The organism is Streptomyces sp. SD15, from assembly GCF_054462255.1.
The window spans coordinates 1-25,234 of record NZ_JBTLMO010000075.1 but is presented as its reverse complement, the minus strand read 5'-3'; the positions used below and the strand labels follow the sequence as shown (position 1 = coordinate 25,234).

The 25,234-nt window shown below is 70.6% G+C and carries 24 protein-coding genes; 4 read left to right on the top strand and 20 right to left on the bottom strand.

From position 1 onward, the window contains the following. Position 1 precedes the first annotated feature (1 nt). Complete coding sequence (locus ACX28W_RS40180; RefSeq protein WP_362074463.1) at positions 2-364, top strand: ArsR/SmtB family transcription factor; 363 nt, start codon at positions 2-4, stop codon at positions 362-364. Positions 365-479: 115 nt separating this feature from the next. Here the strand turns inward: ACX28W_RS40180 and ACX28W_RS40175 are convergent, their stop codons facing one another. The 11 genes from ACX28W_RS40175 to ACX28W_RS40125 all read right to left on the bottom strand — a co-directional run bounded on the left by ACX28W_RS40175 (position 480) and on the right by ACX28W_RS40125 (position 10,699). Next, positions 480-899 (bottom strand): BlaI/MecI/CopY family transcriptional regulator, encoded by a 420-nt coding sequence (locus tag ACX28W_RS40175; RefSeq protein ID WP_459005070.1) that lies wholly within the window; start codon positions 897-899, stop codon positions 480-482. Between the two features lie 104 nt (positions 900-1,003). Continuing rightward, positions 1,004-1,942 (bottom strand): lysylphosphatidylglycerol synthase transmembrane domain-containing protein, encoded by a 939-nt coding sequence (locus ACX28W_RS40170; RefSeq protein WP_459005069.1) that lies wholly within the window; start codon positions 1,940-1,942, stop codon positions 1,004-1,006. Then, positions 1,939-2,145, bottom strand: a complete 207-nt coding sequence (locus ACX28W_RS40165; protein ID WP_459005068.1) for a hypothetical protein — start codon at positions 2,143-2,145, stop codon at positions 1,939-1,941. The genes ACX28W_RS40170 and ACX28W_RS40165 overlap by 4 nt, the downstream gene beginning before the upstream one ends. 225 nt (positions 2,146-2,370) lie before the next feature. Beyond that, entirely contained in the window at positions 2,371-2,898 is a 528-nt protein-coding gene (locus ACX28W_RS40160; RefSeq protein WP_459005067.1) for an O-acetyl-ADP-ribose deacetylase, read from the bottom strand. Between the two features lie 68 nt (positions 2,899-2,966). Then, entirely contained in the window at positions 2,967-4,439 is a 1,473-nt protein-coding gene (locus tag ACX28W_RS40155; RefSeq protein WP_459005066.1) for a glycoside hydrolase, read from the bottom strand. Between the two features lie 207 nt (positions 4,440-4,646). Further along, complete coding sequence (locus ACX28W_RS40150) at positions 4,647-6,056, bottom strand: phytoene desaturase family protein (protein WP_459005076.1); 1,410 nt, start codon at positions 6,054-6,056, stop codon at positions 4,647-4,649. Positions 6,057-6,360: 304 nt separating this feature from the next. After that, positions 6,361-7,206 carry an inositol monophosphatase family protein gene (locus ACX28W_RS40145; RefSeq protein ID WP_459005065.1) on the bottom strand — a complete coding sequence of 282 codons (846 nt, stop codon included), beginning with the start codon at positions 7,204-7,206 and terminating at the stop codon, positions 6,361-6,363. 135 nt (positions 7,207-7,341) lie between these two features. Continuing rightward, positions 7,342-8,187: a neutral zinc metallopeptidase gene (locus ACX28W_RS40140; protein ID WP_459005064.1), complete on the bottom strand. Its 846-nt coding sequence runs from the start codon at positions 8,185-8,187 to the stop codon at positions 7,342-7,344. A 78-nt stretch (positions 8,188-8,265) separates the two neighbouring features. Further along, positions 8,266-8,886 (bottom strand): DUF4232 domain-containing protein, encoded by a 621-nt coding sequence (locus ACX28W_RS40135; protein ID WP_459005063.1) that lies wholly within the window; start codon positions 8,884-8,886, stop codon positions 8,266-8,268. A 35-nt stretch (positions 8,887-8,921) separates the two neighbouring features. After that, positions 8,922-9,590: a response regulator gene (locus ACX28W_RS40130; protein WP_459005062.1), complete on the bottom strand. Its 669-nt coding sequence runs from the start codon at positions 9,588-9,590 to the stop codon at positions 8,922-8,924. Further along, positions 9,587-10,699: a sensor histidine kinase gene (locus tag ACX28W_RS40125; protein ID WP_459005061.1), complete on the bottom strand. Its 1,113-nt coding sequence runs from the start codon at positions 10,697-10,699 to the stop codon at positions 9,587-9,589. Before ACX28W_RS40125 ends, ACX28W_RS40130 begins: the two co-directional genes overlap by 4 nt. Before the next feature lie 218 nt (positions 10,700-10,917). Between ACX28W_RS40125 and ACX28W_RS40120 the strand changes: the two genes are divergently transcribed. Together ACX28W_RS40120 and ACX28W_RS40115 are read left to right on the top strand one after the other, a co-directional pair. After that, complete coding sequence (locus ACX28W_RS40120) at positions 10,918-11,919, top strand: carboxymuconolactone decarboxylase family protein (protein WP_459005060.1); 1,002 nt, start codon at positions 10,918-10,920, stop codon at positions 11,917-11,919. A gap of 166 nt (positions 11,920-12,085) precedes the next feature. Continuing rightward, positions 12,086-12,748, top strand: a complete 663-nt coding sequence (locus tag ACX28W_RS40115) for a hypothetical protein (RefSeq protein WP_459005059.1) — start codon at positions 12,086-12,088, stop codon at positions 12,746-12,748. Between the two features lie 54 nt (positions 12,749-12,802). Here the strand turns inward: ACX28W_RS40115 and ACX28W_RS40110 are convergent, their stop codons facing one another. The 9 genes from ACX28W_RS40110 to ACX28W_RS40070 form a co-directional block, all read right to left on the bottom strand. After that, the gene (locus tag ACX28W_RS40110) at positions 12,803-14,329 is read right to left on the bottom strand and encodes an NCS1 family nucleobase:cation symporter-1 (RefSeq protein ID WP_459005058.1); all 1,527 of its coding nucleotides are present in this window, start codon (positions 14,327-14,329) and stop codon (positions 12,803-12,805) included. A gap of 134 nt (positions 14,330-14,463) precedes the next feature. After that, entirely contained in the window at positions 14,464-15,486 is a 1,023-nt protein-coding gene (locus ACX28W_RS40105; protein ID WP_459005057.1) for a TIGR03842 family LLM class F420-dependent oxidoreductase, read from the bottom strand. 18 nt (positions 15,487-15,504) lie between these two features. Further along, entirely contained in the window at positions 15,505-16,905 is a 1,401-nt protein-coding gene (gene hydA, locus ACX28W_RS40100) for a dihydropyrimidinase (RefSeq protein ID WP_459005056.1), read from the bottom strand. Between the two features lie 151 nt (positions 16,906-17,056). After that, on the bottom strand, positions 17,057-17,899 hold the full coding sequence (locus ACX28W_RS40095) for a nitrilase-related carbon-nitrogen hydrolase (protein WP_459005055.1): 843 nt from the start codon (positions 17,897-17,899) through the stop codon (positions 17,057-17,059). A 362-nt stretch (positions 17,900-18,261) separates the two neighbouring features. Then, positions 18,262-19,821: a PucR family transcriptional regulator gene (locus ACX28W_RS40090; RefSeq protein WP_459005054.1), complete on the bottom strand. Its 1,560-nt coding sequence runs from the start codon at positions 19,819-19,821 to the stop codon at positions 18,262-18,264. A gap of 127 nt (positions 19,822-19,948) precedes the next feature. Further along, positions 19,949-21,232, bottom strand: coding sequence for an aspartate aminotransferase family protein (locus ACX28W_RS40085; RefSeq protein ID WP_459005053.1), 1,284 nt, complete (start codon positions 21,230-21,232; stop codon positions 19,949-19,951). Further along, a complete protein-coding gene (locus ACX28W_RS40080) occupies positions 21,229-22,071 on the bottom strand; it encodes a nitrilase-related carbon-nitrogen hydrolase (protein ID WP_459005052.1) in 843 nt (280 codons plus the stop codon). Before ACX28W_RS40080 ends, ACX28W_RS40085 begins: the two co-directional genes overlap by 4 nt. Before the next feature lie 180 nt (positions 22,072-22,251). Further along, on the bottom strand, positions 22,252-24,015 hold the full coding sequence (locus ACX28W_RS40075) for a hypothetical protein (RefSeq protein WP_459005051.1): 1,764 nt from the start codon (positions 24,013-24,015) through the stop codon (positions 22,252-22,254). Between the two features lie 56 nt (positions 24,016-24,071). Continuing rightward, a complete protein-coding gene (locus tag ACX28W_RS40070) occupies positions 24,072-24,356 on the bottom strand; it encodes a helix-turn-helix domain-containing protein (protein ID WP_459005050.1) in 285 nt (94 codons plus the stop codon). 32 nt (positions 24,357-24,388) lie between these two features. On the opposite strand from ACX28W_RS40070, the gene map reads away from it, so the two are divergent. Continuing rightward, positions 24,389-25,156 carry a type I methionyl aminopeptidase gene (map, locus tag ACX28W_RS40065; RefSeq protein WP_459005049.1) on the top strand — a complete coding sequence of 256 codons (768 nt, stop codon included), beginning with the start codon at positions 24,389-24,391 and terminating at the stop codon, positions 25,154-25,156. Positions 25,157-25,234: the final 78 nt, after the last annotated feature.

Below are 25,234 nucleotides of genomic sequence, written 5' to 3'. Positions count from 1 at the left end.
CATGGGTCATGGAGCCGTCACCGCCGCGCAGGACGCCACCGAGCGCGTACGTCTGGACGCGGCCAACGTCGCGAAGGTGGCGACCACGCTCCAGGCGCTGTCCACCCCCTCACGTCTGCTGATCCTCGCCCGCCTGCGCGAAGGACCGCTCCCCGCCACGGAGTTGGCCGCCGAGGTGGGGATGGAACAGTCCGCGTGCTCGCACCAGTTGCGGCTGTTGCGCAACCTCGGACTGGTGGTCGGCGAGCGGCAGGGCCGGTCGGTCGTGTACGCGCTGCACGACCACCACGTCGCCGAACTCCTCGACCAGGCGGTGTATCACGTGGAGCATCTGCGGCTCGGGCTGAGCGACGCGTCCGAGTGACGTGGAGGTTGACGTGGAGGTTTCCGCTCGCCCCTCCACCAGCCTCCGCCGCTTCCCCTTGCTGAGCGATTCCACCTGCTGAGCCGACTTCACCGGCTCAGCCGATTCCTCGCGCTCACCCCGATTCCTCGCGCTCACGCGGCTCCGACCGCCCAGGCGACTCCCGCCGGACACCCGGTTCCAGCAGGTCGCGCAGGAGGCGCTCGTCGTCGGGGCCGAGCTGGGCGACGAACCGGGCCAGAGCCGTCCCGCGGTCCTCGTCCCGGTCGAGCTCGGCGAGCATACGGCGGGCGGTGAGACCGTGCGGGTCCTGGACGGGGAAGTACGCGAAGCCGCGGCCCTGCCGCGCCCGGCCGGCTATCCCCTTCTCGTGCAGCCGGGACAGGATCGTCGTCACCGTCGTACGCGCGAGTCCCGAGGCGAGTTCCGTCTGCACCCGGCCCGGCGTGAGCGGTGCGTCCGCGGCCCAAAGGACTGCCATCACGGAGGCTTCGAGCTCACCCGCCAGTCGGCGTTCGTCCTTCGCGCTGGCCATGGGAACGATCCTCATCGGGTCATCGTCTACAGTTCAGCAGACCGTCGACAGGATTGTAGTCAATCGGGAGCTGTCACCACCGCAGTCGCGGTGACCGGTTCACTTCACAGCACGCGGCGGCGCACCAGCACGCCCAGCGTCACCAGTCCCGGAAGCAGCGGCAGCCACATCGTCAGCAGCCGGTAGCCGAGGACGGCCGACGCCGCCGCGCTGCCCTGGGCTCCGACCAAGGTGAGGGCCAGGATCAGAGCCGCGTCCAGGGAACCGATTCCGCCGGGGGTGGGAAGCAGCACGGCGGCGCTGCTCGCGGCAAGGTACGCCAGCGCCACCTGGGCCGGGGGCAGCGGCAGCTCGAGGGCTTGGGCGACCGCGACGACCACGGCGGCGTGCAGCGAGGGGAAGGCGACCGAGCCGCCCCACAACGCCGCCGTCCGCGCCGGGACTTCGTGCACGGCGCGGACGTCCGCCAGCACGGCCCGCAGGGCGCGCCGCAGCGGGCCGGACAGAAGAGCCACGGCAGCCACGACCACCCCGACCGTCACGGCGACCACCGTCGGGGAGACGTGCGGAAGGCGGAGCACGCCGGGACACGCGGACGCGAACACGGCGATCAGGAAACACCGCGAGACAGCGCCCGCGGTGGCCTTCACCCCGAGCGCGGTCGCCGACCGGGCGACCGGCAGACCGCACCGGGTCAGGAAGCGCAGATTGACCGCGCCGGCGCCCAACCCCGCCGGCAGCACGTGATTGGCGGCGGAGGCCGCGAACTGCACGGCCACCAGCCGCCCGGCGGGCAACGGCCGTGCCACCGCCCCTTGCTGGGCAAGAGCCGAACACACCCAGGTCGCCGTGGTGGCCACGGCCGCCACGAGCAGCCAGCCGCGGTCGGCGACGGCCAGCCGATCGGCGCCGGCCTCGATCACCGACCAGTGACGCCGGGCGAGACAGCCGGCGCACACCACCACCACGAGCGTCACCGCGGCCTGCAGGGGGACCCGTCTGCTGACGGTCGTCGTGGCGGCGCCCGGCGACAGGGGGTTCATACCTCTCGGCCCGCCTGGGCAGCGGGAGCGACGGAGGAGCACACGGCAGGGAAGTCGGTCGGTACGGCCTCGTGACCGGTCAGCACACAGGGCCGCCGTACCTCCAGCCGGTCCTGACGGGCGACGGCGGTGCGACGCACGGGGAGATGCCCGTGGCGTTCGGCGGCGGCGCCGACGTGCGGAAGGTTCAAGGTTGTGGCCATCGTCCACCCTTCGGCCCTACAGCCTGCAGGGCACCTTCGCCGTACAGGACGTAAGGCGAAGGTGGAAGTCGCGAAAATCATGGTCAAGTTACCGTGAACCGCATGAGGGCGCAGGCCGGAAGCGCCGACCGGAGCGCGGTAAGCGGGACGCCCGTCCAAAGACCGCAGGAAGGCGCCCCTCCGGAGCCCGACACGAAGGCGACGCTCCGGAACCCGGCACGCCGCTCAGCCTTCCGCCGGCGCCTCCAGCGCCTCGGCGAAGACGTCGTACGCCTTCTTGTCGAACAGCACGAACCGCACCTCCTCGACGGACGGATCCGCGCTCTCGCGCACTGTCCGTACCGCGATCCGCGCCCCGTCGTCCATCGGCCAGCCGTAGATCCCCGTCGAGATCGCGGGGAAGGCGACGGTCCGCGCGCCCAGCTCGGCGGCGACGCGCAGGGACTCCCGGTAGCAGGAGGCGAGCAGTTCCGAGCGGTCCTCGGCATGGGCGAACACCGGTCCTACGGTGTGGATCACCCACCGTGCGTCCAGCTTGCCGGCGGTCGTGGCGACCGCCTTGCCGGTGGGCAGGCCTTTGCCGTAGTGGGAGGCGCGGAGCCTACGGCACTCGGCGAGGATGGCGGGGCCACCGCGGCGGTGGATGGCCCCGTCCACGCCGCCCCCGCCGAGCAGTGACGAGTTCGCGGCGTTGACGATCGCGTCGGCGCTCTCCCGGGTGATGTCGCCCTGGACCAGGGTGATGGCGGTCATGACTGCCTCGACCTCCTCCGTACGTCCATGACCGCATTGTCCCCCGCGCGTCGGACACCCGCCGAAGGTCAGACCACCACGCCGTCGATCTCGAAGGTCTGTACGGACGCGGCGGCGAAGGGCACCGTCAGCGTCTTGCCGCTGAGGTAGGTGTCCGTGCGCGCGGTGTACAGGTCACCGCCGCCGGAGGTAAGGGTGTTCCAGCGTCGTACGAGACCGCCGCTGCCCCCGGTGACCTGGCTGAACCTGGACAGGTCGAAGGTGAGGTTCTGGGCGGCACCGGAGTTGACGGCCACGACGACCAGCCGCCTCGCGCTCGCGTCGTAGGCCGCGACCGCGTAGCCCACACCAGTGTCGAGGATGGTCATACCGGGGCGGATGTGACGGCTGAACTGGGCCATCACGTAGTACTTGGTCTGCACGGTGGTCGGCTGGAGGGTGCTCGCGTCGTAGGCGATCATCGCCCAGCCGGAGCTGGGGTCCATCACCTGCCAGTAGACCCACGCGGTCGGGTGCAGCCAGCGGAAGTCCAGACAGAGGTTGCTCGCCAGGGTGAGGCCCGTGGCGTCCGAGTCGCCGGTCTCGGAGTTCCACAGCTTCTTGCCCGCCGTGCCGACGACATCGGTGTAGAGCAGGTCGCGGCGGCCGCCGGAGCCCTGGTAGCCGTGCACATTGACCTGGCTGACCAGCGCCTTCGTCGACGAGCCGAACGAGTTCCAGGTCGTGCGCGCCAGGTCGTAGCTCGTCTCGTCGGACGCGGAGATCCGGGTGCCGGTCAGGCCGCGCTGGTCGAGTTCGCTGCGCAGATACGGGAGGACGGCCGCCTGGACGGCGGCGTCCATGTGGCAGCCCTCCTGGGTGCCCGTCGCCGTCCACCAGCTGGAGGACGGCTCGTTGAAGGCGTCGACGGTGCTGAAGTTCACGCCCCAGTTGTTCTTCGCGTACAGCGCCACGCTCGCCAGATGGGAGGCGTGCTGGCGGTAGTTCCAGGACTGGAGGTTGTTGCCGCCGCCGGCCGCGCCGGACGGGTTGTGGTTGAGGCACATCCACCACATCGGCGAGTTGGCGAACAGCTCACTGACGGCGCCGCGTTGGGTCGCCTTGACCAGGGCCGCCCGCTGGGCGGCATCGGCCGTCCAGTCCCAGGCGGAGGACGTGGGGTCCTCGTTGTTCCAGTCCTGCCAGAACCCCTCGATCTGCTTGAAAGCGGGGATGTTGGGGGAGGCGACCATGGTCGTGCCGCCCACACTGTTCCAGCTGCACGCGCCCAGGTTGTAGCGGGCGATGTTCAGGCCGAGGCCCGGCAGCGTCCTTCCGCCGTACGCGACGGACTTGGTGGTGAAGAAGATGTCGGCGAAGTCGTCGCGCGCGCCGAACACATTGGCCCACCAGGCGAGAGAGGTGCCCCAGCCCTCCCAACTTCCGTACGTCGCGCCGGGGTTGACCCCGATGGTCGCATCGGCCCGAGCGGTGCCCGTGGCCAGCGCGCTGCCGAGGAGTGCGCCGCCCGCCGCGGTCAGCACCGATCTGCGCTTGATCATATGGAGTCTCCTGTCACGGTCATGTCACATCCCCTTTTGCATGATCGGGTGGGGGCGGAACGATGTCGAGACGTGTGACAGCGCTTTCTTCCTGTGCCGGAGGGACGGGCTTTCTTCTCGTGCCGGGAAGGACGGGCCTTCTCGTCGTGCCGGAAGGGACGGCCTTGCGTGCCGGAAGGGACGGCCTTGTCGGTGACGCGCCCGCGGTCAGGACTGCCGCAGCCGCCGCCATACGGCCTTCGCCGCGTTGTGCCCCGACATCCCGTGCACACCGGGGCCCGGCGGAGTGGCCGAGGAGCAGATGAAGACGGCCGGATGCGGGGTGCTGTACGGGAACAGGGAGAGCTTGGGGCGCAGCAGGAGCTGGAGTCCGGAGGCGGCGCCGCAGGCGATGTCGCCGCCCACGTAATTGGCGTTGCGCGCGGCGAGTTCGCGTGGGCCGGCGGTCGCGCGGGCCAGCACGCGGTCGCGGAAACCGGGCGCGAACCGCTCCAGCTGGCGCTCGATGGCGTCCGTGAGGTCTCCGGTCCAGCCGTTGGGAACGTGCCCGTACGCCCAGAAGACCTGCTTGCCCTCGGGTGCCCGGGACGGGTCGACGACGCTGGGCTGCACGGTGATCAGGAAGGGGGCGTCCGGCACCCGGCCCTCGCGCGAGGCCGCGCGCAGGGCCGTGCTGATCTCGGCACGGCTCGCGCCGACCTGCACGGTCCCGGCGGTACGCGCCTCCTTGGCCGTCCAGGGCACGGGTCCGTCCAGCGCGTAATCGACCTTGAAGACCCCCGCGCCGTACCGATAGCCCTCGTAGTACCGCCCGAAGCCCGCGATCCGGGACAGGGCGGCGGGCGAGGTGTCGAAGATGTACGCGCGCGCGGGCGGCAGGTCGTCGAGGCGCTTGACCTCGTAGTCGGTGTGGACGATGCCACCGAGGTCCTTGAGGTACGCGGCGAGCGCGTCGGAGATGGACTGGGAGCCGCCGCGCGCGACGGGCCAGCCGCGGGCGTGCGCGGCCAGGGCGAAGACCAGGCCGACGGCGCCGGTGGCGATGCCGTCGAGCGGGGCGATGACATGCGCGACGAGCCCGGCGAACAGCGCCTTGGCCCGCTCGTCGCTGAAGCGCCGCATCAGCCAGGTCGAGGGCGGCAGCCCGGCGAGGCCGAAGCGGGCCAGGGTGACCGGGTCGCGGGGCAGTGCGGTCAGCGGCAGGGACATGAAGTCGTGGGCCAGCGTGTCCCACTTGGGGAGGAAGGGGGCGATCAGCCGACGGTACGCACCGGCGTCGCGCGGGCCGAAGGAAGCCGCCGTCTCCGCCACGGAACGCGCGAGGACGGCTGCCGTACCGTCGGGGAACGGATGCGCCATGGGCAGCTCGGCGTGCAGCCACTCCAAGCCGTACCGCTCCAGGGGCATCGCGCGGAACGCCGGGGAATTGATGCCCAGCGGATGGGCCGCCGCGCACGGATCGTGCCGGAATCCGGGCAACGTCAGCTCTTCGGTGCGAGCTCCCCCGCCCACGGTGTCGCGCGCCTCGAACACGGCCACGGAGAAGCCCCGGCGGGCCAGCTCCACGGCAGCCGTCAGTCCGTTCGGCCCCGCACCCACCACGACCGCATCGAGCATCGACGGCACCTTCGGACTCCTTCGTCAGCCGACGGCCACTGAACATCAGGATATGCCGGAGGACTGACAACCTTGACGGCGCGGGGGTCTGGCGACCAGGTGCCGCGGAGTCCCCTGATCAGACCGCGGTGGCCGACAGCGACGGGCGGAGGCGGGCCACAGCACCAGCCTGAGGTGGCCGACGGCATCAGGCCCCGGTGGGTGACGGCATCAGGCCCCGGTGGCCGACCGCATCACACCGCGGTAGCCGCTGCCGTATCCCACCGCGACAGCCGACCGCGTCACACAGCGCCGGCCGGTCGCATCACGCTCCGGCAGTCAACAGCGCCACCACCCGGCGGGCCGTGGCCTCGTCCCGTGCCGCCGTGAACGGCAGTGCATTGCCTCCCGTGATACGGAACGGCTCGCCCGTGCTGGTCAGGTGGATGCCGCCCGCCTCCTCGACCAGCAGCAGACCCGCGGCATGGTCCCATGCGGCCTCCCAGGAGAAGGCGGTGCCGTCCAGCTTGCCCCGGGCGACGGCCAGGTACTCGAGGCCCGCCGAGCCGCACGGACGCGGCCGGACACCTTGGGTGCGCAGGCCGAGCAAGGCGCGCTTCTGCTCGTCCGTGGTGTAGTCCGGGTGGGAGGTGGCTATCTCGAGGTCGTGGCCGGGCGTGGGCGAGCCCGAGCGCAACGGCTCACCGTCGAGCAGTGCGCCTTGGCCGCGGATGGCGACGGCCAGCCGGTTGCGGGCCGGTGCGTAGGTCCATGACGCGCGGACGACGCCATCCTGCGCGAGTGCGACGAGTGTGCAGAAACCGGGGTCGCCGTGGACGAACTGTCGGGTGCCGTCGACCGGGTCGACGATCCAGACCGGTGCCTGGCCCTGGATCGCCTCGTACGTCACCGGGTTGGCGTGGACCGCTTCCTCTCCGACCACGACCGAGCCGGGCAGCAGCTTGGAGAGTGCTTCGGTGAGGTACTGCTCGGCCTTGCGGTCGGCGTCCGTCACCAGGTCGTGCGGGCCGCTCTTCTCGTCGACCTCGTGTACCGCGAGCCGCCTGAAGCGCGGCATGATCTCGGTGGCGGCCGCCTGCCGCACCGCTTCTTCGACGTCGGACGCGTGGTGAGCGAGAAACTCGTCGATGGTTTCGATGTCTTCGATCATGGCTCCATGACAACACGCGCCACTGACATTCCCCGCCTGTCCGGTGCACTACGGGTGGAATCGCCGTGAATACCCGGGGCGCCCGAAATCAGCGCGAGCTGCCGGAGAAGGGCTGGGCCCCGACTCCTCGTCCGGTCATTCCCACCTCTCGGTGACCCAGTACTGGCGCGCGCACTCCATGAGATCACCGCTGTCGTAGCCCAGGGTGAAGGCAGTCGTGCGCTCCTGCTTGCTGCCGTGGGGATGGGCGCCGCCGATCTCCTTGTCGCCCGCCAGCTCAAGGGCGTTGACAGCCTCGGACAGATCAGCGGTGGCCACCAGGCCCTGCTGCGAGACGTACTTGGTCCAGTTGCCGCTGAAGCAGTCCGCTATCAGCTCGGCTTCCTTCACATTGACGGTGTCCCCGTCCTCCAGAACGGGCGCGCCGTCCTTCATCTGCACAATGTCCCGCAGGTTCAGCTGGTCCATGAGTTCCCTCTGTACGTCGTGACCGTACTCATGGGCCATCACGGTGGCCAGCGCGAAGTCGCCGGTCCGGTTCCCCACGGCCCTGGCCGTCGTCACCGGGACATGGATCGCGCCCGAGTAGGTGACGCCCTCGTCATCCGTGTAAACGTCCCACGGGCAGTAGAAGAACGACGGCGTGTCGTGCACGACGGGCTCATCCGTGCAGTGACTGGAGAAGCCTTCTTCGCCAGGTATCGGGGCGGTGTAGAAAGAGGACGGTCCCGTCAGACCCTGTTCCTTGAAGACGTCCCGCCAATAACCGTCGACGCTGGCATAGGCAAGGCCCAGATACTCGGCCAGCCCTTCGGGCGTGTCGGTGCGTATCCCTTGTGCGGACTCGAGTGGGTCGGTGGGCGTCGGTGGCTGCGTCGTGGCGCTCGCACCGGTCGGGCTCGTGACCGCACTCGCAGTGAGGAGAGCCACCGTCGAGAGCAGTCCGGTGCACCAGGTACCGAGTCGATTGCGCCGCCGCATGACCATCTCCCGAGCGCTATCGTCCCCCACATCCACCTTGCGCCCGCCCACACCCCCGGGCAACCTCAGCCCCTCGCCTCAGGGAATGGGCGCCCACGCCGTCGTCCCGAGTGTGTTCTCCGGACCGATGTCGAGCGGCTCCTCGGGGCGTACGTTCATGGTGCCGCGCCCCTTCTGTGGGGCGACCCGGAGGTACGTACCGTCCGCGGCCGCCATCCGCCAGTAAAGGGCTGCCCACGCAGTGTCACCAGGGGCGAGGGTCAGCGGCTCGGCGCCGATGTCGTCCGGCGCCATGGGCACCTGGTCCGTCCCCTCGACGGTCCGCACTCCCGGGAGCGGGGCGCCCTCCTCGTCGAGGACGCGGACGGAGGGGTAGCCGTTCACCTCGTACGGCCGCTTGCCGCAGTTGGTGAGGGTGAGGGTCATGGCGCGCAGTCCCATGGCGGCGTCGACGGGGCCGGTGTCGACGCGTACACCGGACGACGGGCAGCCGCGCACCCCCTGGACCGGGACGGTGGGCGACGGCTCGGACGGCACGGACATGGGCGGTGGGGCGGCCCGGGTCGGGGAGGGGGTCGGCTTGCGGTCGGGATTGAGCTCGCGATCCAGTTCGGCGGAAAGCCCGCACCCGCTCGCGGCCAGCGCCAACAGGCAGGCGAGGACGGCGGGGCGGGTCCGTGTCAGGCGTATCGCGATCACGCGCCGATGATGGCACGGAAGATCGGCGGAAGTCGTCACTCCGCGCACCCGCGCGCCGTCACCAGGCCCGACTCGTAGGCGAACACGACCAGTTGGGCCCGGTCGCGGGCGCCCAGTTTGGTCATCGCGCGGCTGATGTGGGTCTTGGCCGTGAACGGGCTGATGACCATGTGCGCGGCGATCTCCTCGTTGGTGAGGCCGCGCGCGGCAAGCGCGGTGACCTCGCGTTCGCGGCGGGTGAGGCACTCAAGGCCCGGTGCGGTGGCCCGGTCCGGGGGCCTGGCCACGAACTCGCCGATCAGGGCGCGGGTCACGGACGGGGACAGCAGCGCCTCGCCACGAGCGACGACCTCGATGGCCTGGAGCAGGTCGGCGGGTTCGGTGTCCTTGAGCAGGAAGCCACTGGCGCCGGCCCGCAGCGCCGCGAAGACGTACTCGTCCAGGCCGTAGTTGGTGAGGATGACGACGCGTACGGCGGACAGCCGCGGGTCGGCGGCGATGCGGCGGGTCGCCTCGATGCCCGACATCACCGGCATCTGTACGTCGACGAGGGCGACGTCCGGCACTTCGGCGCGCACGAGCTCCAGCCCCCGCTCCCCGTCGGCGGCCTCGCCGACCACCTCGATGCCGTCCTCGGCGTCCAGCAGGGCGCGGAACCCGGCGCGCATCAGGGCCTGGTCGTCGATGAGAGCGACCCTGATCACGACACGTCCTCCGGTATGCCGAGTGGCAGTTCGGCGCGCACCGAGAAGCCGCCCTCCGCGCGCGGGGCGGCGTGCAGGGAGCCGCCGAGGGCCGTGACGCGTTCCCGCATGCCGGTGAGGCCGATGCCGGGTGTGGGCGGACAGGACGGGTCGGCCACCCCGTCGTCGTCCACGCATATCGTCAACTCATCCTTCGTGTATCCGAGTTGAATGGCCACCTTGGCGGTCCCCGCGTGGCGCGCGGCGTTCGTCAGGGCCTCCTGGACGATGCGGTACGCGGCGCGGTCCACCGTCGCCGTCAACGGGCGCTCGTCCCCGGTCACCGTCAGCTCCACGGCGAGGCCGGCCGCGCGGGCCCGCTCCACCAGCAGTGCGGGCGTGCCGGTCGGCTCGTCGGTGCGCAACACCTCCAATGTGGCCCGCAGTTCGCGCATCGCCTCGCCGCCCGCCTCCTGGATGGCGAGCAGCGCGGGCGGCACCTCCTCGCCACGCTTGCGGGCGAGGTGGACGGCGACTCCCGCCTGGAGCTTGACGATCGAGATGCTGTGCGTGAGCGAGTCGTGCAACTCGCGGGCGATCCGCAGCCGTTCCTCGCCCGCCCGGCGCAGAGCCGACTCCTCACGGGTGCGTTCCGCCTCCAGCGCGCGCTGTTCCGTCTGGCGCAGATACGCCTGCCAGTTACGGTCGGCGAGGCCCGTCACCAGGGCGCACAGGAACCAGCCCGCGAGCAGCAAGGTCCGCTCGACGACCTCCCCCGTCGTCGGGCCCGTCGCCACGCATCCCGCCAGGAACACGGCGCTTGCGATCGCGGCGACGCCTCGGTGCCCCGCACGCGCGGCCGTGTGGACGGCGCCCAGCACGGGGAGGGCGGACAGCGGGCCGGGATGTGCGTGCAGGACGTACGCCGTCGTGGTGACCGTGCTGACCGCCAGTACCTGGCGCGGGGCGTGGCGGTAGGCCGCGAGGGCGAGGGAGCCGGCGGTGAGCAGGGCGTAGTCGGCGGGGGTCGTGTCGTCGTCGAGGGCGGCCGCGGTCACGACGAGGGCGCCGACCACGACGGCGAGCGCCGCGTCGGCCAGGCGCCTGAGTGTGACCTGGTCCAACGTCATGTCCGGCACCCTATGCGGCTGTTCGGACAGTCGCGTCAGACCTGTGGATGGAGGTTGGCGTACTCCCGGTGGAGTAGATCGCGCCGCGGCCGGGCCACGTGAGGTAGCCCGTATTGCCTCCGGGCGTACGACGTCTGTGGATGCCTCTTCGGACCAGAGTGGCAACGGCACCCGGCAACAGCGCGCCGCGTCCACCGGCCCTACCAGGAGGCACATCCATGCCCAGCCCCTTCCGCTACACCACCCCGCCCCCGCCCAAGTCCGCCACCGGCGTCGTCGCCGCCGTCTACGCCCAACTCGCCGACGACTTCGGCATCGAGCGGGCGGCCACCTTCGTCGTGCTCTCCTCCTCGCCCGAGATCATGGCCTCCACCTGGGCGTTGATGCGCGAGTCGCTGATCGCGGGCGAGGGCGGCAGGACCGGGAAGGAACTCGCGGCGCTCGGGGTGTCCGTCGCCAATCGGTGTCCGTTCTGCGTGGACGCGCACACGATGCTGCTGCACGCGACCGGGGACCACGCGCTCGCGGAGGCGCTGGCGCGCGGGGAGACGCCCACCGACGAGAAGCACGCGCGCGTGCTGGCATGGGGCGAGGCGACCCGGACCCCCGGGGCCCCGGAGTTGACGCCGCTGCCCTTCCCCGGCGCACACGCACCCGCCTACATCGGTACCGCGCTGTCCTTCCACTTCATCAACCGCGTCGTGTCGGCACTGCTGACCGAGAATCTGCTGCCGGGCAATGCGCAGCGGTTCCGGGCGGTGCGGAGTCTGGGCGGGCGCTCCCTCGCCAGGACGGTGCGCCGCCGCCCCGCCCCGGGTGCGGGTGTGGCCCTCCTCGACAACCCCGGCCCCGGCCCCGACTGGGCATGGGGGACCACCGTCGGCCCGGCGTACGCCGCACTGCGGGCCGCCGCCACCGCGGGTGCGGGACTTCTCGACGAGGCCGACCGGATCCTCGTACGGGAAACACTGGATGCCTGGAACGGAGCGCACCCTTCGCTCGCGTGGAACGTGCTTCCCGACCGCTCGCGGCCCGGGGCTCGACTCGCGCTGCTGGCCGCGCTGGCCCCGTACCGGATCACGGACGAGGATGTGGCGGCCTGGCGCAAATCCATCCATAGCGATGACAGCCTGGTGCGGCTCGTCGCGTACGGCGCGTTCGCCGCCGTCGACCGGATCGAGAGCGCGCTGCCCGTCCATCCGGCCAAAGATCCCAGGTGACGCGGGTCGTCATGGCGAAGTGGCGCACAGCGTGTCACCAGTGAGCCACTGTCACCACACAGGAACGGAGCAAGTTGGCCCTTCCGCCCCACAGGGACTCGTGTGACACTGGCGTCCCGTCCGCAGTGCGGACCCTCTCCGCACCGTCCCCCACGAGAAGTGCGCCGTGCGTTCTCTTCCTCTGCCGCTCACCCTCACCGCGCGTCTGCTGCCGGTCGCCGTGCTCGCCTCGGCGGGCTGGGCCCTGACGTCCGGTCCGCTCGCCGCGACTCCGACCGCCGCCGAGCCCAAAACGCCCCAGAAGACCAAGACGGCGACCGCCCCGTCGACCTCCGCGGCCACCAAGACGTACACCTCGTCACCGGCTCCCTGCACCGCGGTGGCGACGAAGTCGATCACATCCCTGGTCCCGGGCGCCAAGACGGCCGGCCAGGAGATCGCCTCGACCGACAAGACCGTGCGCCGCACCTGCTCCTGGAACGCGCTCAAGGGCTACGACTACCGCTGGCTCGACGTCTCGTACGAGATCAAGGAGTCGGACAAAGAAGCGCAAAGCTCGTTCAAGGGGCGCACGACCGACAAGGGTGACGGAGCGTCGGTTTCCGGGCTCGGCAACGAGGCGTACTCCGCGTCGAAGCTCACCACCGAGGACAAGCAGGAGACCCGCGAGACCGTGCTGACGGTCCGCGCGTCCAACGCCATCGTCGTCATCACGTACAACGGCAGCGACTTCGAGACGAAGAAGGCCCCCAAGGCGGACGTCGTCTTCGACGGGGCGCTCAAGGCGGCCACGGAAGCGGTGGCCACACTCGGGAAATCGGCCCAGTAGAGCCGACCCGAGTCAAGGGGGCCGGCTCTACACGGGGCATCTAAATCGGATGAATCAGACAGCGGTCCTCCCTCGCCCCCGCAGCAGCATCAGTGCGAGGTACAGGACCGTCGACGTACCGAGCCCGACCGCCCACCCGTAGTCGGCCAGCGGCTCCAGGGCCGGGATGGGCCGCCCGTCGATCAGCGGATGGAAGTCGGCTCCGCCGATGGCCAGGACGCCGCCGGTGACGAAGGCGACGACGGCCCGCCAGTTCCAGCCGCCGTCGTACCAGTAGCGGCCACCGGTGCGGTACAGGTCGGCGAGGTCGAGCTTGGTGCGGCGCAGGATCCAGTAGTCGGCGATGAGGATGCCCGCGACCGTGCCGAGCAGACCGCCGACCAGACCGAGCCAGGTGAAGATGTAGCCCTGCGGGTCGGAGTACAGCTTCCACGGGAAGATCAGCACGCCGAGGACGCAGGTGGCGAGCGCGCCGGCCCGGAAGCTGATCTTCCGGGGCGCGATATTGGAGAAGTCGAAGGCCGGTGAGACCAGGTTGGCCGCGACGTTCACGGACAGGGTCGCGACCAGCACGGTGACCAGCGCGAAGATGATGCCGAAGACGTTGTCGGTCTTGGCGGCCAGCTGGACCGGGTCCCAGATCGCCTCGCCGTACACCGCCTGGGAGCCCGAGGTGACCATGACGGACAGGAAGGCGAAGAGCGTCATCGTGGTGGGCAGGCCGAGCGCCTGGCCCCAGGTCTGCGCCTTCTGGCTCTTGCCGTAGCGGGTGAAGTCGGGGATGTTCAGCGACAGTGTGGACCAGAAGCCGATCATGCCCATGAGGGCGGGGGCGAACAGTGTCCAGAAGTCCGGACCCCAGCCAAGCTTGGAGGGCTGGTCGAGCAGCGGGCCGAAGCCGCCCGCCTTGCTGCTCATCCACCACAGCATCACGCCGGCGCCGACGAGCACGAAGGGCGCCGCCCAGTTCTCGAAGCGGCGGATCGTCTCCATGCCCCGGTAGATGATGGCGACCTGGATCACCCAGAAGATCGCGAAGGACAGCCACATGGTCCAGGCGTAGCCGCCGATGTGGCCGGCGTTGGCCCAACTGTCACCGAAGAGCTTCCCGGCGAGGAAGAAGATCGCCTCGCCGCCGATCCAGGTCTGGATGCCGAACCAGCCACAGGCCACCAACGCCCGTACGACAGCGGGGAGGTTGGCGCCGCGGACGCCGAAGGAGGCGCGCGCGAAGACCGGGAAGGGTATGCCGTACTTGGGTCCGGCGTGCCCGGTGAGCAACATCGGGACCAGCACGATCAGGTTGGCCAACGCGATGGTGAACACGGCCTGCTTCCAGTCCATGCCCACGGCTATCAGGCCGGAAGCCAGGGTCCAGGAAGCGGTGTTGTGGGCCATGCCGACCCAGAGCGCCGAGAAGTTGTACGTGGTCCAGGTGCGCTTCTCGACCGGGACCGGCAGCAGGTCCTCGTTGGCGTAGGGGCCGCTGGGCGCGGGCGCGTCGGGGGCGATCTCCACCCGGCCGTCGGGGAGCGTGACTTGGGCGGCCGGTGGGCTGTCGGTGGGGACGGTCTCGGTCATGGGCAGGCCAATCAGTGAGAGGTGTCGGGAAAGGCCGTGCGGGCGTCTGGGGGGGGTGCGCGGGGAGCGCCCTGGCCCCCTTCCCGGGACGGCGGGAAGGGGAGAACGGGGAGGAGGCCCGATCGGCCCCTTAACTACTGGCCGTTGACGGCCGGGATGACCTTCGTCCCGTACGCGTCGATCACGGCTTCCTGCGCGTCGTGCATGTCGTACACCGCGAACTGGTCGACGCCCAGCTCGCGCAGCGCCTTCAGTTTCTCGATGTGCCGCTCGGCCGTGCCGATCAGGCAGAACCGGTCGACGATCTCGTCGGGCACGAACTTGGTGTCGGGGTTGTCACTGCGTCCGTGGTGGGAGTAGTCGTAGCCCTCGCGCGCCTTGATGTAGTCGGTGAGCTCCTCGGGCACGGCGGCGGAGTGCTCGCCGTACTTGGACACGAGGTCGGCGACATGGTTGCCGACCATCCCGCCGAACCAGCGGCACTGCTCACGCGCGTGGGCGAGCGCCTCGGGCGAGTCGTCCTCGGTGATGTACGCGGGCGCGGCCACGCAGATCTTGACATCCGCAGGGTCCCGGCCGGCCTCGACCGCCGCGTCCTTCACCGCCTTGACCATGTACTCGGTCAGATAGAGGTCGGCGAGCTGGAGGATGAAGCCGTCGGCCTCCTCGCCGGTCATCTTGAGGGCCTTCGGGCCGTACGCGGCCATCCAGACCGGGAGTTCGGCGCCGGGCTTGACCCAGGGGAACTTGATGACGGTGCCGCCGAGGTCGGCCTCGTCGCCGCGCCCGAGAGCGCGGATGACCTTCATCGCGCCGCTGATCCGGGCGAGGGTGTTCGGCTTGCGTCCGGCCACGCGCATCGCCGAGTCGCCGCGCCCGATGCCGCACACCGTGCGGTTGCCGTACATGTCGTTGAGTGTGGCGAAGGTGGAGGCGGTGACCTCCCAGGTGCGGGTGCCCGGGTTGGTGACCATCGGGCCGACCGTCAACTTCTCGGTGTTCGCAAGGATCTGACTGTAGATCACAAAAGGTTCCTGCCACAGCACGGCGGAGTCGAAGGTCCATCCGTAGGTGAACCCGTTGCCCTCGGCTCGCTTCATCAGCTCGATGACGCGGGAGGCAGGGGGGTCGGTCTGCAGGACGAGTCCGAAGTCCATGGCGCCACTCCTAGTCGCTCAGAGAAGGTACTGACAGGTGGAGCGGGGGGTGTAGACGCCGTGACCCGCGCGTCCGGTGAACTCCCCCTCGGTGATGACCATTTCGCCGCGCGAGAGCACGGACTCGACCCGCCCGGTGACACGCTTGCCCTCGTACGCCGAGTAGTCGACGTTCATGTGGTGCGTCTCGACCGACATGACCTGCTCGGCGAGCGGGTCGTAGATGACGATGTCGGCGTCGGCGCCCGGCGCGATGGTGCCCTTCTTCGGATACAGGCCGAACATCCGGGCCGGGGTCGCGCAGGCGATCTCGATCCAGCGGCGGCGCGAGATGTGCCCGTCGACCACGGCCTGGTGGAGCAGGTCCATGCGGTTCTCGACACCCGGAAGCCCGTTGGGGATCTTCGAGAAGTCGCCCCGGCCGAGCTCCTTCTGGCCCACGAAGCAGAAGGGGCAGTGGTCGGTGGAGACGACCTGGAGGTCGTTGGTGCGCAGGCCCCGCCACAGCGCCGCCTGGTGCTCCTTGGGCCGAAGGGGCGTACTGCACACGTACTTCGAGCCCTCGAAGTCCGGTTCCGCGAGGCTGTCGGTCGACAGGAACAGGTACTGCGGGCAGGTCTCACCGAAGACGTTCAGGCCCTCGTCGCGCGCTCGCGCCAGCTCGGCGACCGCCTCCTGCGCCGAGACATGCACGACGTACAGCGGAGCCCCCGCGACCTGGGCGAGCTTGATGGCGCGGTGGGTGGCCTCGGCCTCGAGGAGCGCCTTGCGGACCTCTCCGTGGAAGCGCGGGTCGGTCTCTCCGCGCGCCAGCGCCTGCTCCACCAGCACGTCGATCGCGATGCCGTTCTCGGCGTGCATCATGATCAGGCCGCCGTTCTCGGCGGAGCGCTGCATGGCGCGCAGGATCTGGCCGTCGTCGCTGTAGAAGACGCCGGGGTAGGCCATGAACTGCTTGAAGGAGGTGACGCCCTCCTCGACCAGCAGGTCCATCTCCTTGAGTGTTTCCTGGTTGACGTCGGAGACGATCATGTGGAAGGCGTAGTCGATGGCGCACTTGCCGTCGGCCTTGGCGTTCCACGTGTCGAGGCCTTCGCGCAGCGAGTGGCCCACGCTCTGCACCGCGAAGTCGATGATGGTGGTGGTGCCGCCCCAGGCCGCTGCCCGGGTGCCCGTCTCGAAGGTGTCGGAGGCGAAGGTGCCGCCGAACGGCAGCTCCATATGGGTGTGGGCGTCGACGCCGCCCGGAATGACGTACTTGCCGGTGGCGTCGATGGTCCGCTCGGCCGTCCACGACTCGGCCGCCGGGGTGCCGGTCGCCGCGAGGGCGGCGATCCGGCCGTCCTCGATCAGGACGTCGGCGTGGATCTCGTCGGACGCGGTGATGACGAGGCCACCACGGATGACGGTACGGCTCATGCTCCCTCTCCTTCCGGTCGTGCGTGCACTGAGGGAATACCGAAGCTGTTAAAAGCTGAGGTCAACGCTGTTTCCTCGCAAGAAAGCCGGTGAGGAACACGGTGCCGCGGGCCCGACCCCCCGTGTGCCGGGCCCGCGGAGCGCGGTGCGCCTACGGCGCGGTCAGCGGCCCGTACGTCCCCGGAGCGCGGTCCCGGTAGAACTGCCACCGGTCGCGCACTTCGCGGAGCTTGGCCATATCCAGGTCGCGGACGACGAGTTCCGTCTCCTTGTCGCTCGCCACCTCGCCGACGAACTGGGCTTCCGGGTCCACGAAATACGAGGTCCCGTAGAAGTCGTTGTCGCCGTACTCCTCGACACCCACCCGGTTGATCGCGCCGATGAAGTACTCGTTGGCGACAGCCGCGGCCGGCTGCTCCAGCTGCCACAGGTAGCCGGACAGACCGCGCGAGGTGGCCGACGGGTTGAAGACGATCTCGGCACCCGCGAGGCCGAGAGCGCGCCAGCCCTCGGGGAAGTGCCGGTCGTAGCAGATGTATACGCCGATCCTGCCGACGGCCGTGTCGAAGATCGGCCAGCCGGAGTTGCCCGGGCGGAAGTAGAACTTCTCCCAGAATCCCGGGACCTGCGGGATGTGGGTCTTGCGGTACTTGCCCAGGTAGGAACCGTCGGCGTCGATCACCGCGGCGGTGTTGTACAGGACGCCGGGCTGCTCCTCCTCGTACATCGGCAGCACGAGGACGATGCCCAGTTCCTTGGCCAGTGCCTGGAAGCGCCGGACGATCGGGCCTTCGGGGATCTGCTCGGCGTACTCGTAGAACGCCTTGTCCTGGACCTGGCAGAAATAGGGCCCGTAGAAGAGCTCCTGGAAGCACAGCACCTGTGCGCCCTGCGCGGCCGCGTCGCGGGCCGCCTGCTCGTGGACCTGGATCATCGACTCCTTGTCGCCGGTCCAGGCAGTCTGGAAGACGGCGGCGCGGATCACTCTGCTCATCGGGACCTCCGGTCGCTCGGTGTGCTGGGGCGGGTGTCGGAAGTGCCGTCGTCCGCCCGGAGGGCGGGCCCTGCGGCGTCCGGTGCGTGCTCTCGGCGTGCCGGGCGCAAGTCCTCGTACTGGATGTACTTGGGCTTGTGCCCGGTGCGGCGAGTGGGGGTCCCCCCTGCTCGAAGAGCTTGGGGGAGCGTGCCGGGCGTCGTGGGGCAGACGGGACTTCCGACGCCCGCCCCAGGAGCCTAGAAAGCCCGGAGAGCCGCTTTGAGTTGCACCGTGTCACGTCTGTGGGCGCATGGCGTTCCACCGTGTCACCCCGGCGTCGACTCATGTTTCCTCACCGTTTTCCCACGTCATTGCATGTTTCATCTCTGTTGCGCGTCGTGCGCGAGGAGCGCGATGTGCACGGAGGCGGCCTGCTCGAAGTCGTCGAGATCGACGCCTAGGCGTGCCTCTATCGCCTCCAGACGCCGGTACAGCGCGGGCCTGCTGACGTGGTGCAGCTGCGCGGTGCGGGACTTGTTGCGGCCGGTCGCGAGATACGTCCGCAGTACGGGCAGCAGCTCCGACTCGGCGTCGGCCCCGCACAGCAGCCCGTCCAACTCCCGCTCGGCGAAGGACTGGACGTGCGGATCGTCCCTGAGCAGCCGCACCAGGCCCCGCAGATGGACGTCACGCAGCCGCACGAGCGCCGGCCGGCTGTCCAGGTCGGCCGGCGCGTCGGCAGCGGCCTCGGCGACGTGCAGGGCCTCGCGCAGACCTCCGGGGACGTCGTCCCACGCGGTGCGCGCGGCGGCGGCCGCCACGGTCGTACGGGCGCCGGTCTCGTGCCGCAGCCGGGCGGCGAAGTGTTCGGCCAGCGCCTGCGCGTCCTGGTCCCGGGCGAGGCTGAGCAGCACCGCGGTGGCGTCGTCCGCCAGTTCCGCGACCAGCCCGGAAAGCCCCAACAGGCGTAGTACACGGTCGAGTTGGGCCGGGTCGCCGTCCCGCACCACCAGCGGTACGAAGGACCGTCGATTGACGGGCAGCCCGGCCGCCCGCGCCCGCGGGAGCAGCTGCCGGGCCGGTACGACACCGCTCACCAGGTCGGTCAGCAGGCTCTGCGCGGACTGCTCCTCCCAGCTGGGGGCGGAGCCGCCGAGCATCCGGTGCAGAACCAGGGCCTCGGCGGCGCGGTCGGCGAGCAGCCGCCCGGTGGCCGCGTCGCCGCGATAGCCGCACAGTACGATGCGCCCCCAGCGCTCGCCACGTCCGCCCAGTTCGGCCCGGATCCACCCGTCGCCCTCACTGCCGCCCGCCTGTCGCGCTATGCGCTCCCAGTCGCGCAGCACGTCGTCCACGGCGGACCGCTCCCCCGCCGTGGCGAGGACCCGGTGGGCGAGGTTGGCGACGACGACGGGACAGGCGGCGTGCCCGGCGATCTCGTCGAGCATCCGCTGCAGCGGGGCGCCCGAGGTGATGAGCCCGGTGAGCGCCGTCCGCACGGCCTCGGAGAGGCTCACGGCCGCGAACTTCCGCCGCACCAGCCGGGATTGGACCTCCTCGGTCAACTCCGCGAAGGGAAAGGGCCGATGGAGCACCACCATCGGCAGCCCGCACCTCTCGGCCGCCCGGCGCATCACGTCCGGTGGCGTCGGGAAGGCACGGCCGAGTCCGAGGACGACGGCCGCGGCCTCCGCGCGGTGCAGCGAACGGATGTACTCGGCCTGCGCGTCCGGGTCACCGGCCAGCAACACCCCGGTGGTGAGCACCATTTCGCCGCCGGTGAGCATCACGCCCACGTCGGCGGCCTCGGCGACATGCACCCAGCGCACGGGCCGGTCGAGATGGCCCGCGCCGGCCACCACCTCGGGCTCTCCGGCGAGCACCCGGTCCAGGGTGAGGACCTGGCGTACCGACAGGGCGGGTTCCAAGGAGGTAGTCACGACGTTCCCCTTTTTCGGAGGCTCGGTTCGCCTCCGGGGCGCTCCTGCCTGTGTCGAGGGGCCGATCGTGCTCGGCCCCTCGACACAGGCGCGCCCCTTCGGCTCACTCGCCCTTCCTCACGTTCTGCTACTGGGTGGACCTCAGTGCGCGCTCCAGGATCGCCGCGCCCTCCTCCGCCTCCGCGACGGTGAGGGTCAGCGGCGGCGCGATGCGCAGCACGCTGGTGTTGTGACCGCCGCCCTTGCCGATCAAGAGGCCTTCTTCGCGGGCCGCTTCGAGCACGGCGGCCGCGGCAGCCGGACTGGCCTTGTCGGTGCCCGGCTCGACCAGCTCGACGCCGATCATCAACCCGCGGCCGCGCACCTCCCGTACGCCGTCCAGCTGCGCGGTGATCGCCCGCAGCCGCTCCATGAGCAGACCGCCGACGCGCCGGGCGTTGCCCTGGAGGTCGTGTTCGAGGAGATACGTGAGATTCGCGAGGCCCGCCGCCATCGTGACCGGCGAGCCACCGAAGGTCGAAATGGAGTTGGAGTCGAGGCAGTTCATGATCTCGGCGCGCGCGACGACGCCGCCGATGGACATGCCGTTGCCGATGCCCTTGGCGAAGGTGAGCATGTCGGGCGGGCCCGCGGCGGCGTGCGCCTGCCAGCCCCAGAAGTGCTCGCCGGTGCGGCCCCAGCCGGTCTGCACCTCGTCGGCGATCCACAGGATGCCGTGCTGGTCCAGGACCTCGCGGAAGGCCGCGTAGAGGCCCTCGGGCGGCGTGGTGAAGCCGCCCACGCCCTGGATGGGTTCGGCGATCAGGGCCGCGGGCGGGCGGATGTGGCCGAGCAGGTCCTTCAGGTCCTCGACGCAGGCCGCGATGAACTCGGCGTCGCTCAGATCGGCGTACGGGCCGCGGGTGCGGACGCCGCCATGCACGTACAGCGTCTGGAGAGGGGAGAGCGAGGTGGGCGACCAGCCCCTGTTGCCGGTGATGCCGACCGCGCTGAACGAGCGGCCGTGGTAGCTGTTGCGCATCGCCAGGATCTGGTTGCTCTGCCGGTACGCGGTGGCGAGCAGCAGGGCCGTGTCGTTGGCCTCGGTGCCGGAGGTGGTGAAGAAGACGCGGGCGTCCGGGATGCCGGACAACTGGGCGATCCGCTCGGCGAGTTCGACCATCGGCCGGTTGAGGTAGAGCGTGGAGGAGTGGATGATCCGCCCGGCCTGCTCGCTGACGGCCTTCGTCACCTCGGGCAGCGCGTGCGCGGTCATCGTGGTGAGGATGCCGCCGAAGAAGTCGAGGTACTTGTTGCCGTCCGCGTCCCAGACGTGGCGGCCCTCGCCGTGGGTGATCTCGATCGGGTCCTTGTAGTACAGGGCGAGCCAGTCGGGCAGCACCGCCTTGTGCCGCGCGTACAGGTCGGTCACGGCTGCACCAGCCCCTCGTACGCGTCGGGACGGCGGTCGCGGTAGAACGCCCACTGTCGGCGCACTTCCTCGATCAGGTCGAAGTCGAGATCGCGGACCACGAGCTCCTCGGCCTTGTCGCTCGCGGTCTCGCCGACGAACTGGCCGCGCGGGTCGACGAAGTACGACGTCCCGTAGAAGTCGTTCTCCCCGTACTCCTCCTGCCCCACCCGGTTGATCGCGGCGATGAAGTACTCGTTGGCGACGGCCGCCGCGGGCTGCTCCAGCTGCCAGAGGTAGGCGGAGAGGCCGCGGGAGGTGGCGGAGGGGTTGTAGACGAGCTGGGCGCCGTTCAGACCGAGCTGCCGCCAGCCTTCCGGGAAGTGGCGGTCGTAGCAGATGTATACGCCGATCTTCCCCACCGCGGTGTCGAAGACCGGCCAGCCGACGTTGCCCGGTTTGAAGTAGTACTTCTCCCAGAAGCCCTTCACCTGCGGAATGTGGTGCTTGCGGTACTTGCCGAGGTAGGTGCCGTCGGCGTCGATCACGGCCGCGGTGTTGAAGTAGAAGCCGGACTGCTCCACCTCGAAGACGGGCACGACGATGACCATGCCGGTCTCGCGGGCGAGCTCCCGCATCCGGGTGATGGTGGGCCCGTCGGGCACGGGCTCGGCCCAGCGGTAGTGCTCGGGCTCCTGGACCTGGCAGAAGTAGGGGGCGTTGAAGACTTCCTGGAAGCCGATCACCTGGGCACCCTGCCGGGCCGCCTCGCGGGCGTGCTCCTCGTGCTTGGCGACCATGGATGCGGTGTCGCCGGTCCAGGTGGCCTGGACCAGAGCGGCGCGTACGACGTTGGCCATGAGCTGCTCCTTCGACGGGACGTCAGAGAGCCTCTACGCCCGTAGACAAAGGCTGTAGAGGCTTGAAAGTAAGCCCCCCGGACAGCCTTGCCAAGACCATCGCCGTTAACCCGCTGAGTCGATCACGTTTCGCACCCCTGTGGGTGAGCGGTTGATCGCGCGAACGCCCGTTCGGGTGACTCAGGCGGTGAACCCGGCCACCCGCAGGGCGTGCACCAGGTCCCAGTGGCACTGCTCCGAGACACCCCGGGCAGCCGCCACGAGGAGGGGGACGAGACGTCCCGGGTCCGCCGCCACGCTGCGGGCCGCCTCTTCGGGTGTGCGGACGCGTACGTACGCGTCGAGCAGCGCCTGGATCTCGCGCCGGCGGCCCTCGTCGGCGAGGCCGAGCACGGCGGTCCCGATCTCCGGCGCAGGCCGGGCGACGCCCTGGCGCAGCATCTGCCGGCCGTCTTCCACGCGACCGGCCGCGACGAGTGCGTCCGCGGCACCGACCAGCCGGTCGGCGGGGAGCGAGGCCGCCTCCCACAGCAGGGTGGCCCAGTCCGCGTCGAGGCCCGCGCGGTGCAGTTCGGCGGCGAGCAGCGGGAAGCGGGGCGCGGGCCAGTACGCGGCCTCCACGAGCACGGCGTGCGCCTCGCCGCTGCGGCCCTCGCGGCGCAGCCTGATCAGTGCCTGAACGGTCTCGACGGTGGCCCGCCGCGCGTCCTCGTCCAACGGTTGCGTGCGCGGCTGCGCCGGCTCCTCGGCGACACCCGCGAAACGGGCGCCACGGGGCTGCTTACGGCCGCGCGTCGCGGCCGGGGCGGGCAGGGGCGGCGCGGCCGTCTCGGGGACGGCCACGGGAGCCGTCTCCGCCTCCGCCTCCATCATTCCGGCGAAGCGGGCGCTGCCCCGGGCGCGGCGCTTGGAGCGCTGCTTGGGGGCGGGAGCGGGGTCGGGGGGCGCGGTGTCGGCCGTGGCGGGCTGGGGGCCGTCGGGGGGGACCGCGTCGGCGTCGGGCCCGGCGGCGGGGCCGTAGGGGTCGCTTCCGGGGCCCGGTCGGACCGGCGCGTACAGGTCGGAGCCGGAGCGCGGACCGGTACCGGGCTGCTCGTAGGAGTCGTGGGAGTCAGGACGCCGCAGCGCCGGGTCGTACGATCCGGCGCCGGACGTCACGGAGTGATCCGGTGCCGCCGGGGCCGCGAACCGCGACCGTGGTCCCGTCTGCTCCGGAAGGGTCGGGTGTCGGCGGGCCGCCGCCTCCGGGCTGCCGGGCTCCGCCTCGGCCGCACGGTCCCCCGCCCCCTGTCGGGCCCCGCGCGCGAAGCCTCCCGCCTCTACCGCGCTGCTCCCCTCTTCCGCGCCTCCCGCCTCTTCCGCGCCTCCCGCCCGAAGCACGTCTCCGCCCGCGCGCCCGGAAATTTCGAGCGCGCCCGGCGCATGGGTGCGCAGGGCGCTGCGGTCCAGGTTCTCCATGCGGAGGCGGAGCTCGGCGCAGCGGGCCACGGCCCGTTCGTGGTCGTCGTGGGCCCAGGCGAGGTCGATCCGGAGGGACTCGGCCTCCCCCCGGGGTCCGGCCGAGTGGAGCAGCCGGCCCAGCTCCGCCACGCGCTCCGCGGCGTAGCGCTGTTCGCGGAGCGTGACATCGATGCGGTCGCCGAGGGCATCTCGGCCGCCGGGAAGGGCGTCGTACGCGGCGAGCGAGGCGCCGTGCAGGGAGCGGGCCCGCTGGACCTCCTGGGCGGCGGCCTGGGTGCCGTACTCCGTGGCGAGGTCCTGGAGGAGCGCCTCCACGACATCCCACGGGGGCACTTCCCAGCCTTCCAGGCAGGCTCGCATACCGTCGGGGTCGCGCTGCCAGAACACTGCGCACCAGCCGCCGTCCTGATCGAGCCGTTTCATCAGCCCGCTCAGGTACCTCGCGAACTCCCCCACCTGAACCGGGAGTTGTTCCACAGCCATCACACAACTCCCCGCCAGTCTGGAGTGTTCCGATCCGGTAGAAAACACCTTCCGTGTTACGGAACCGCTACGGGGAGTTTTCCGACTGGACGCAGAGTGCTGTGAGCGAGGCTTTGAGCGAGGTGATCCATGGACAGCCCGAGCGCTCCCGCCAGCGCCGCCACCGTGAAGAAGGCGGGAGTCGGGGCCCGTCCGGTCTCGATCTTGCGGAGGGTCTCGGCGGAGATACCGGCGGTCGCCGCGACCTCCACCATGCTGCGGCCGCCGCGGGCCTCACGCAGCAACTGCCCGAGGCGCTCGCCGCGTTCACGCTCTTCGGGGGTCAGGGGGGTACGTACCATGGCACCATTCTAATACCGGTATAGTAATTGGCATGGTGGAACTGAAGACGGACACGTCGATCGACGCGATGTACGAGGCGGGACAGGTCGTGGGCAGGGCCCTGACGGCGGTGCGGAAGGCGGCCGATGTCGGCGTCTCACTGCTGGAATTGGACGAGATCGCGCACCAGGTGCTGCGCGACGCGGGTGCCGGCTCCCCCTTCCTCGGCTACCGCCCCTCCTTCGCGCCCACCCCGTTCCCCGCGGTCATCTGCGCCTCGGTGAACGACGCGATCGTGCACGGCATCCCGGACGGCTACCGGCTGCGCGACGGTGACCTGGTCTCCATCGACTTCGGCGCCGAACTCGGCGGCTGGGTCGGTGACTCGGCGATCAGCTTCATCGTGGGCGAGCCCCGCGCCGGGGACGCCCGGCTCGTCGAGACCGCCGAGCGCGCCCTCGCGGCGGGGATCGAGGCGGCCGTCGTCGGCAACCGCATCGGGGACATCGCGCACGCCATCGGCACAGTGTGCCGCGCGGCGGGGTACGGCATCCCGGACGGCTTCGGCGGCCACGGCATCGGCCGCCGTATGCACGAGGACCCGGGCGTCCCGAACGAGGGCCGTCCCGGCCGCGGAATGCCCCTGCGCCACGGCATGGTCCTCGCCATCGAGCCCATGCTCATCGGCGGCGGCACCGACGGCTACCACGCGGCCCCCGACGGCTGGACCCTCCGCACCAACGACGGCTCCCGCGCGGCCCACGCCGAACACACGGTGGCCATCACGAACGTCGGGCCGCGCGTGCTGACGGCGCGCTAGCTGTTCTGTCTCGGGAGGTTGTGGACGGGTGAGCCAGGTCTCGGCTGAGGGATCTTGAACAGGTGAGGGCCTTCCGGT

What these genes read in the sequence shown, in the direction of transcription:
- ACX28W_RS40095 (WP_459005055.1), bottom strand. Translation starts at nt 17,899, where the DNA reads ATGAGCAGAGTGATCCGCGCCGCCGTCTTCCAGACTGCCTGGACCGGC.
- ACX28W_RS40120 (WP_459005060.1), top strand. Translation starts at nt 10,918, where the DNA reads ATGCCCAGCCCCTTCCGCTACACCACCCCGCCCCCGCCCAAGTCCGCC.
- ACX28W_RS40160 (WP_459005067.1), bottom strand. Translation starts at nt 2,898, where the DNA reads ATGACCGCCATCACCCTGGTCCAGGGCGACATCACCCGGGAGAGCGCC.
- ACX28W_RS40170 (WP_459005069.1), bottom strand. Translation starts at nt 1,942, where the DNA reads ATGAACCCCCTGTCGCCGGGCGCCGCCACGACGACCGTCAGCAGACGG.
- ACX28W_RS40175 (WP_459005070.1), bottom strand. Translation starts at nt 899, where the DNA reads ATGGCCAGCGCGAAGGACGAACGCCGACTGGCGGGTGAGCTCGAAGCC.
- ACX28W_RS40180 (WP_362074463.1), top strand. Translation starts at nt 2, where the DNA reads ATGGGTCATGGAGCCGTCACCGCCGCGCAGGACGCCACCGAGCGCGTA.
- ACX28W_RS40080 (WP_459005052.1), bottom strand. Translation starts at nt 22,071, where the DNA reads ATGGCCAACGTCGTACGCGCCGCTCTGGTCCAGGCCACCTGGACCGGC.
- ACX28W_RS40155 (WP_459005066.1), bottom strand. Translation starts at nt 4,439, where the DNA reads ATGATCAAGCGCAGATCGGTGCTGACCGCGGCGGGCGGCGCACTCCTC.
- ACX28W_RS40145 (WP_459005065.1), bottom strand. Translation starts at nt 7,206, where the DNA reads ATGATCGAAGACATCGAAACCATCGACGAGTTTCTCGCTCACCACGCG.
- ACX28W_RS40150 (WP_459005076.1), bottom strand. Translation starts at nt 6,056, where the DNA reads ATGCTCGATGCGGTCGTGGTGGGTGCGGGGCCGAACGGACTGACGGCT.
- hydA (WP_459005056.1), bottom strand. Translation starts at nt 16,905, where the DNA reads ATGAGCCGTACCGTCATCCGTGGTGGCCTCGTCATCACCGCGTCCGAC.
- map (WP_459005049.1), top strand. Translation starts at nt 24,389, where the DNA reads ATGGTGGAACTGAAGACGGACACGTCGATCGACGCGATGTACGAGGCG.
- ACX28W_RS40125 (WP_459005061.1), bottom strand. Translation starts at nt 10,699, where the DNA reads ATGACGTTGGACCAGGTCACACTCAGGCGCCTGGCCGACGCGGCGCTC.
- ACX28W_RS40110 (WP_459005058.1), bottom strand. Translation starts at nt 14,329, where the DNA reads ATGACCGAGACCGTCCCCACCGACAGCCCACCGGCCGCCCAAGTCACG.
- ACX28W_RS40070 (WP_459005050.1), bottom strand. Translation starts at nt 24,356, where the DNA reads ATGGTACGTACCCCCCTGACCCCCGAAGAGCGTGAACGCGGCGAGCGC.
- ACX28W_RS40075 (WP_459005051.1), bottom strand. Translation starts at nt 24,015, where the DNA reads ATGGCTGTGGAACAACTCCCGGTTCAGGTGGGGGAGTTCGCGAGGTAC.
- ACX28W_RS40140 (WP_459005064.1), bottom strand. Translation starts at nt 8,187, where the DNA reads ATGCGGCGGCGCAATCGACTCGGTACCTGGTGCACCGGACTGCTCTCG.
- ACX28W_RS40165 (WP_459005068.1), bottom strand. Translation starts at nt 2,145, where the DNA reads ATGGCCACAACCTTGAACCTTCCGCACGTCGGCGCCGCCGCCGAACGC.
- ACX28W_RS40105 (WP_459005057.1), bottom strand. Translation starts at nt 15,486, where the DNA reads ATGGACTTCGGACTCGTCCTGCAGACCGACCCCCCTGCCTCCCGCGTC.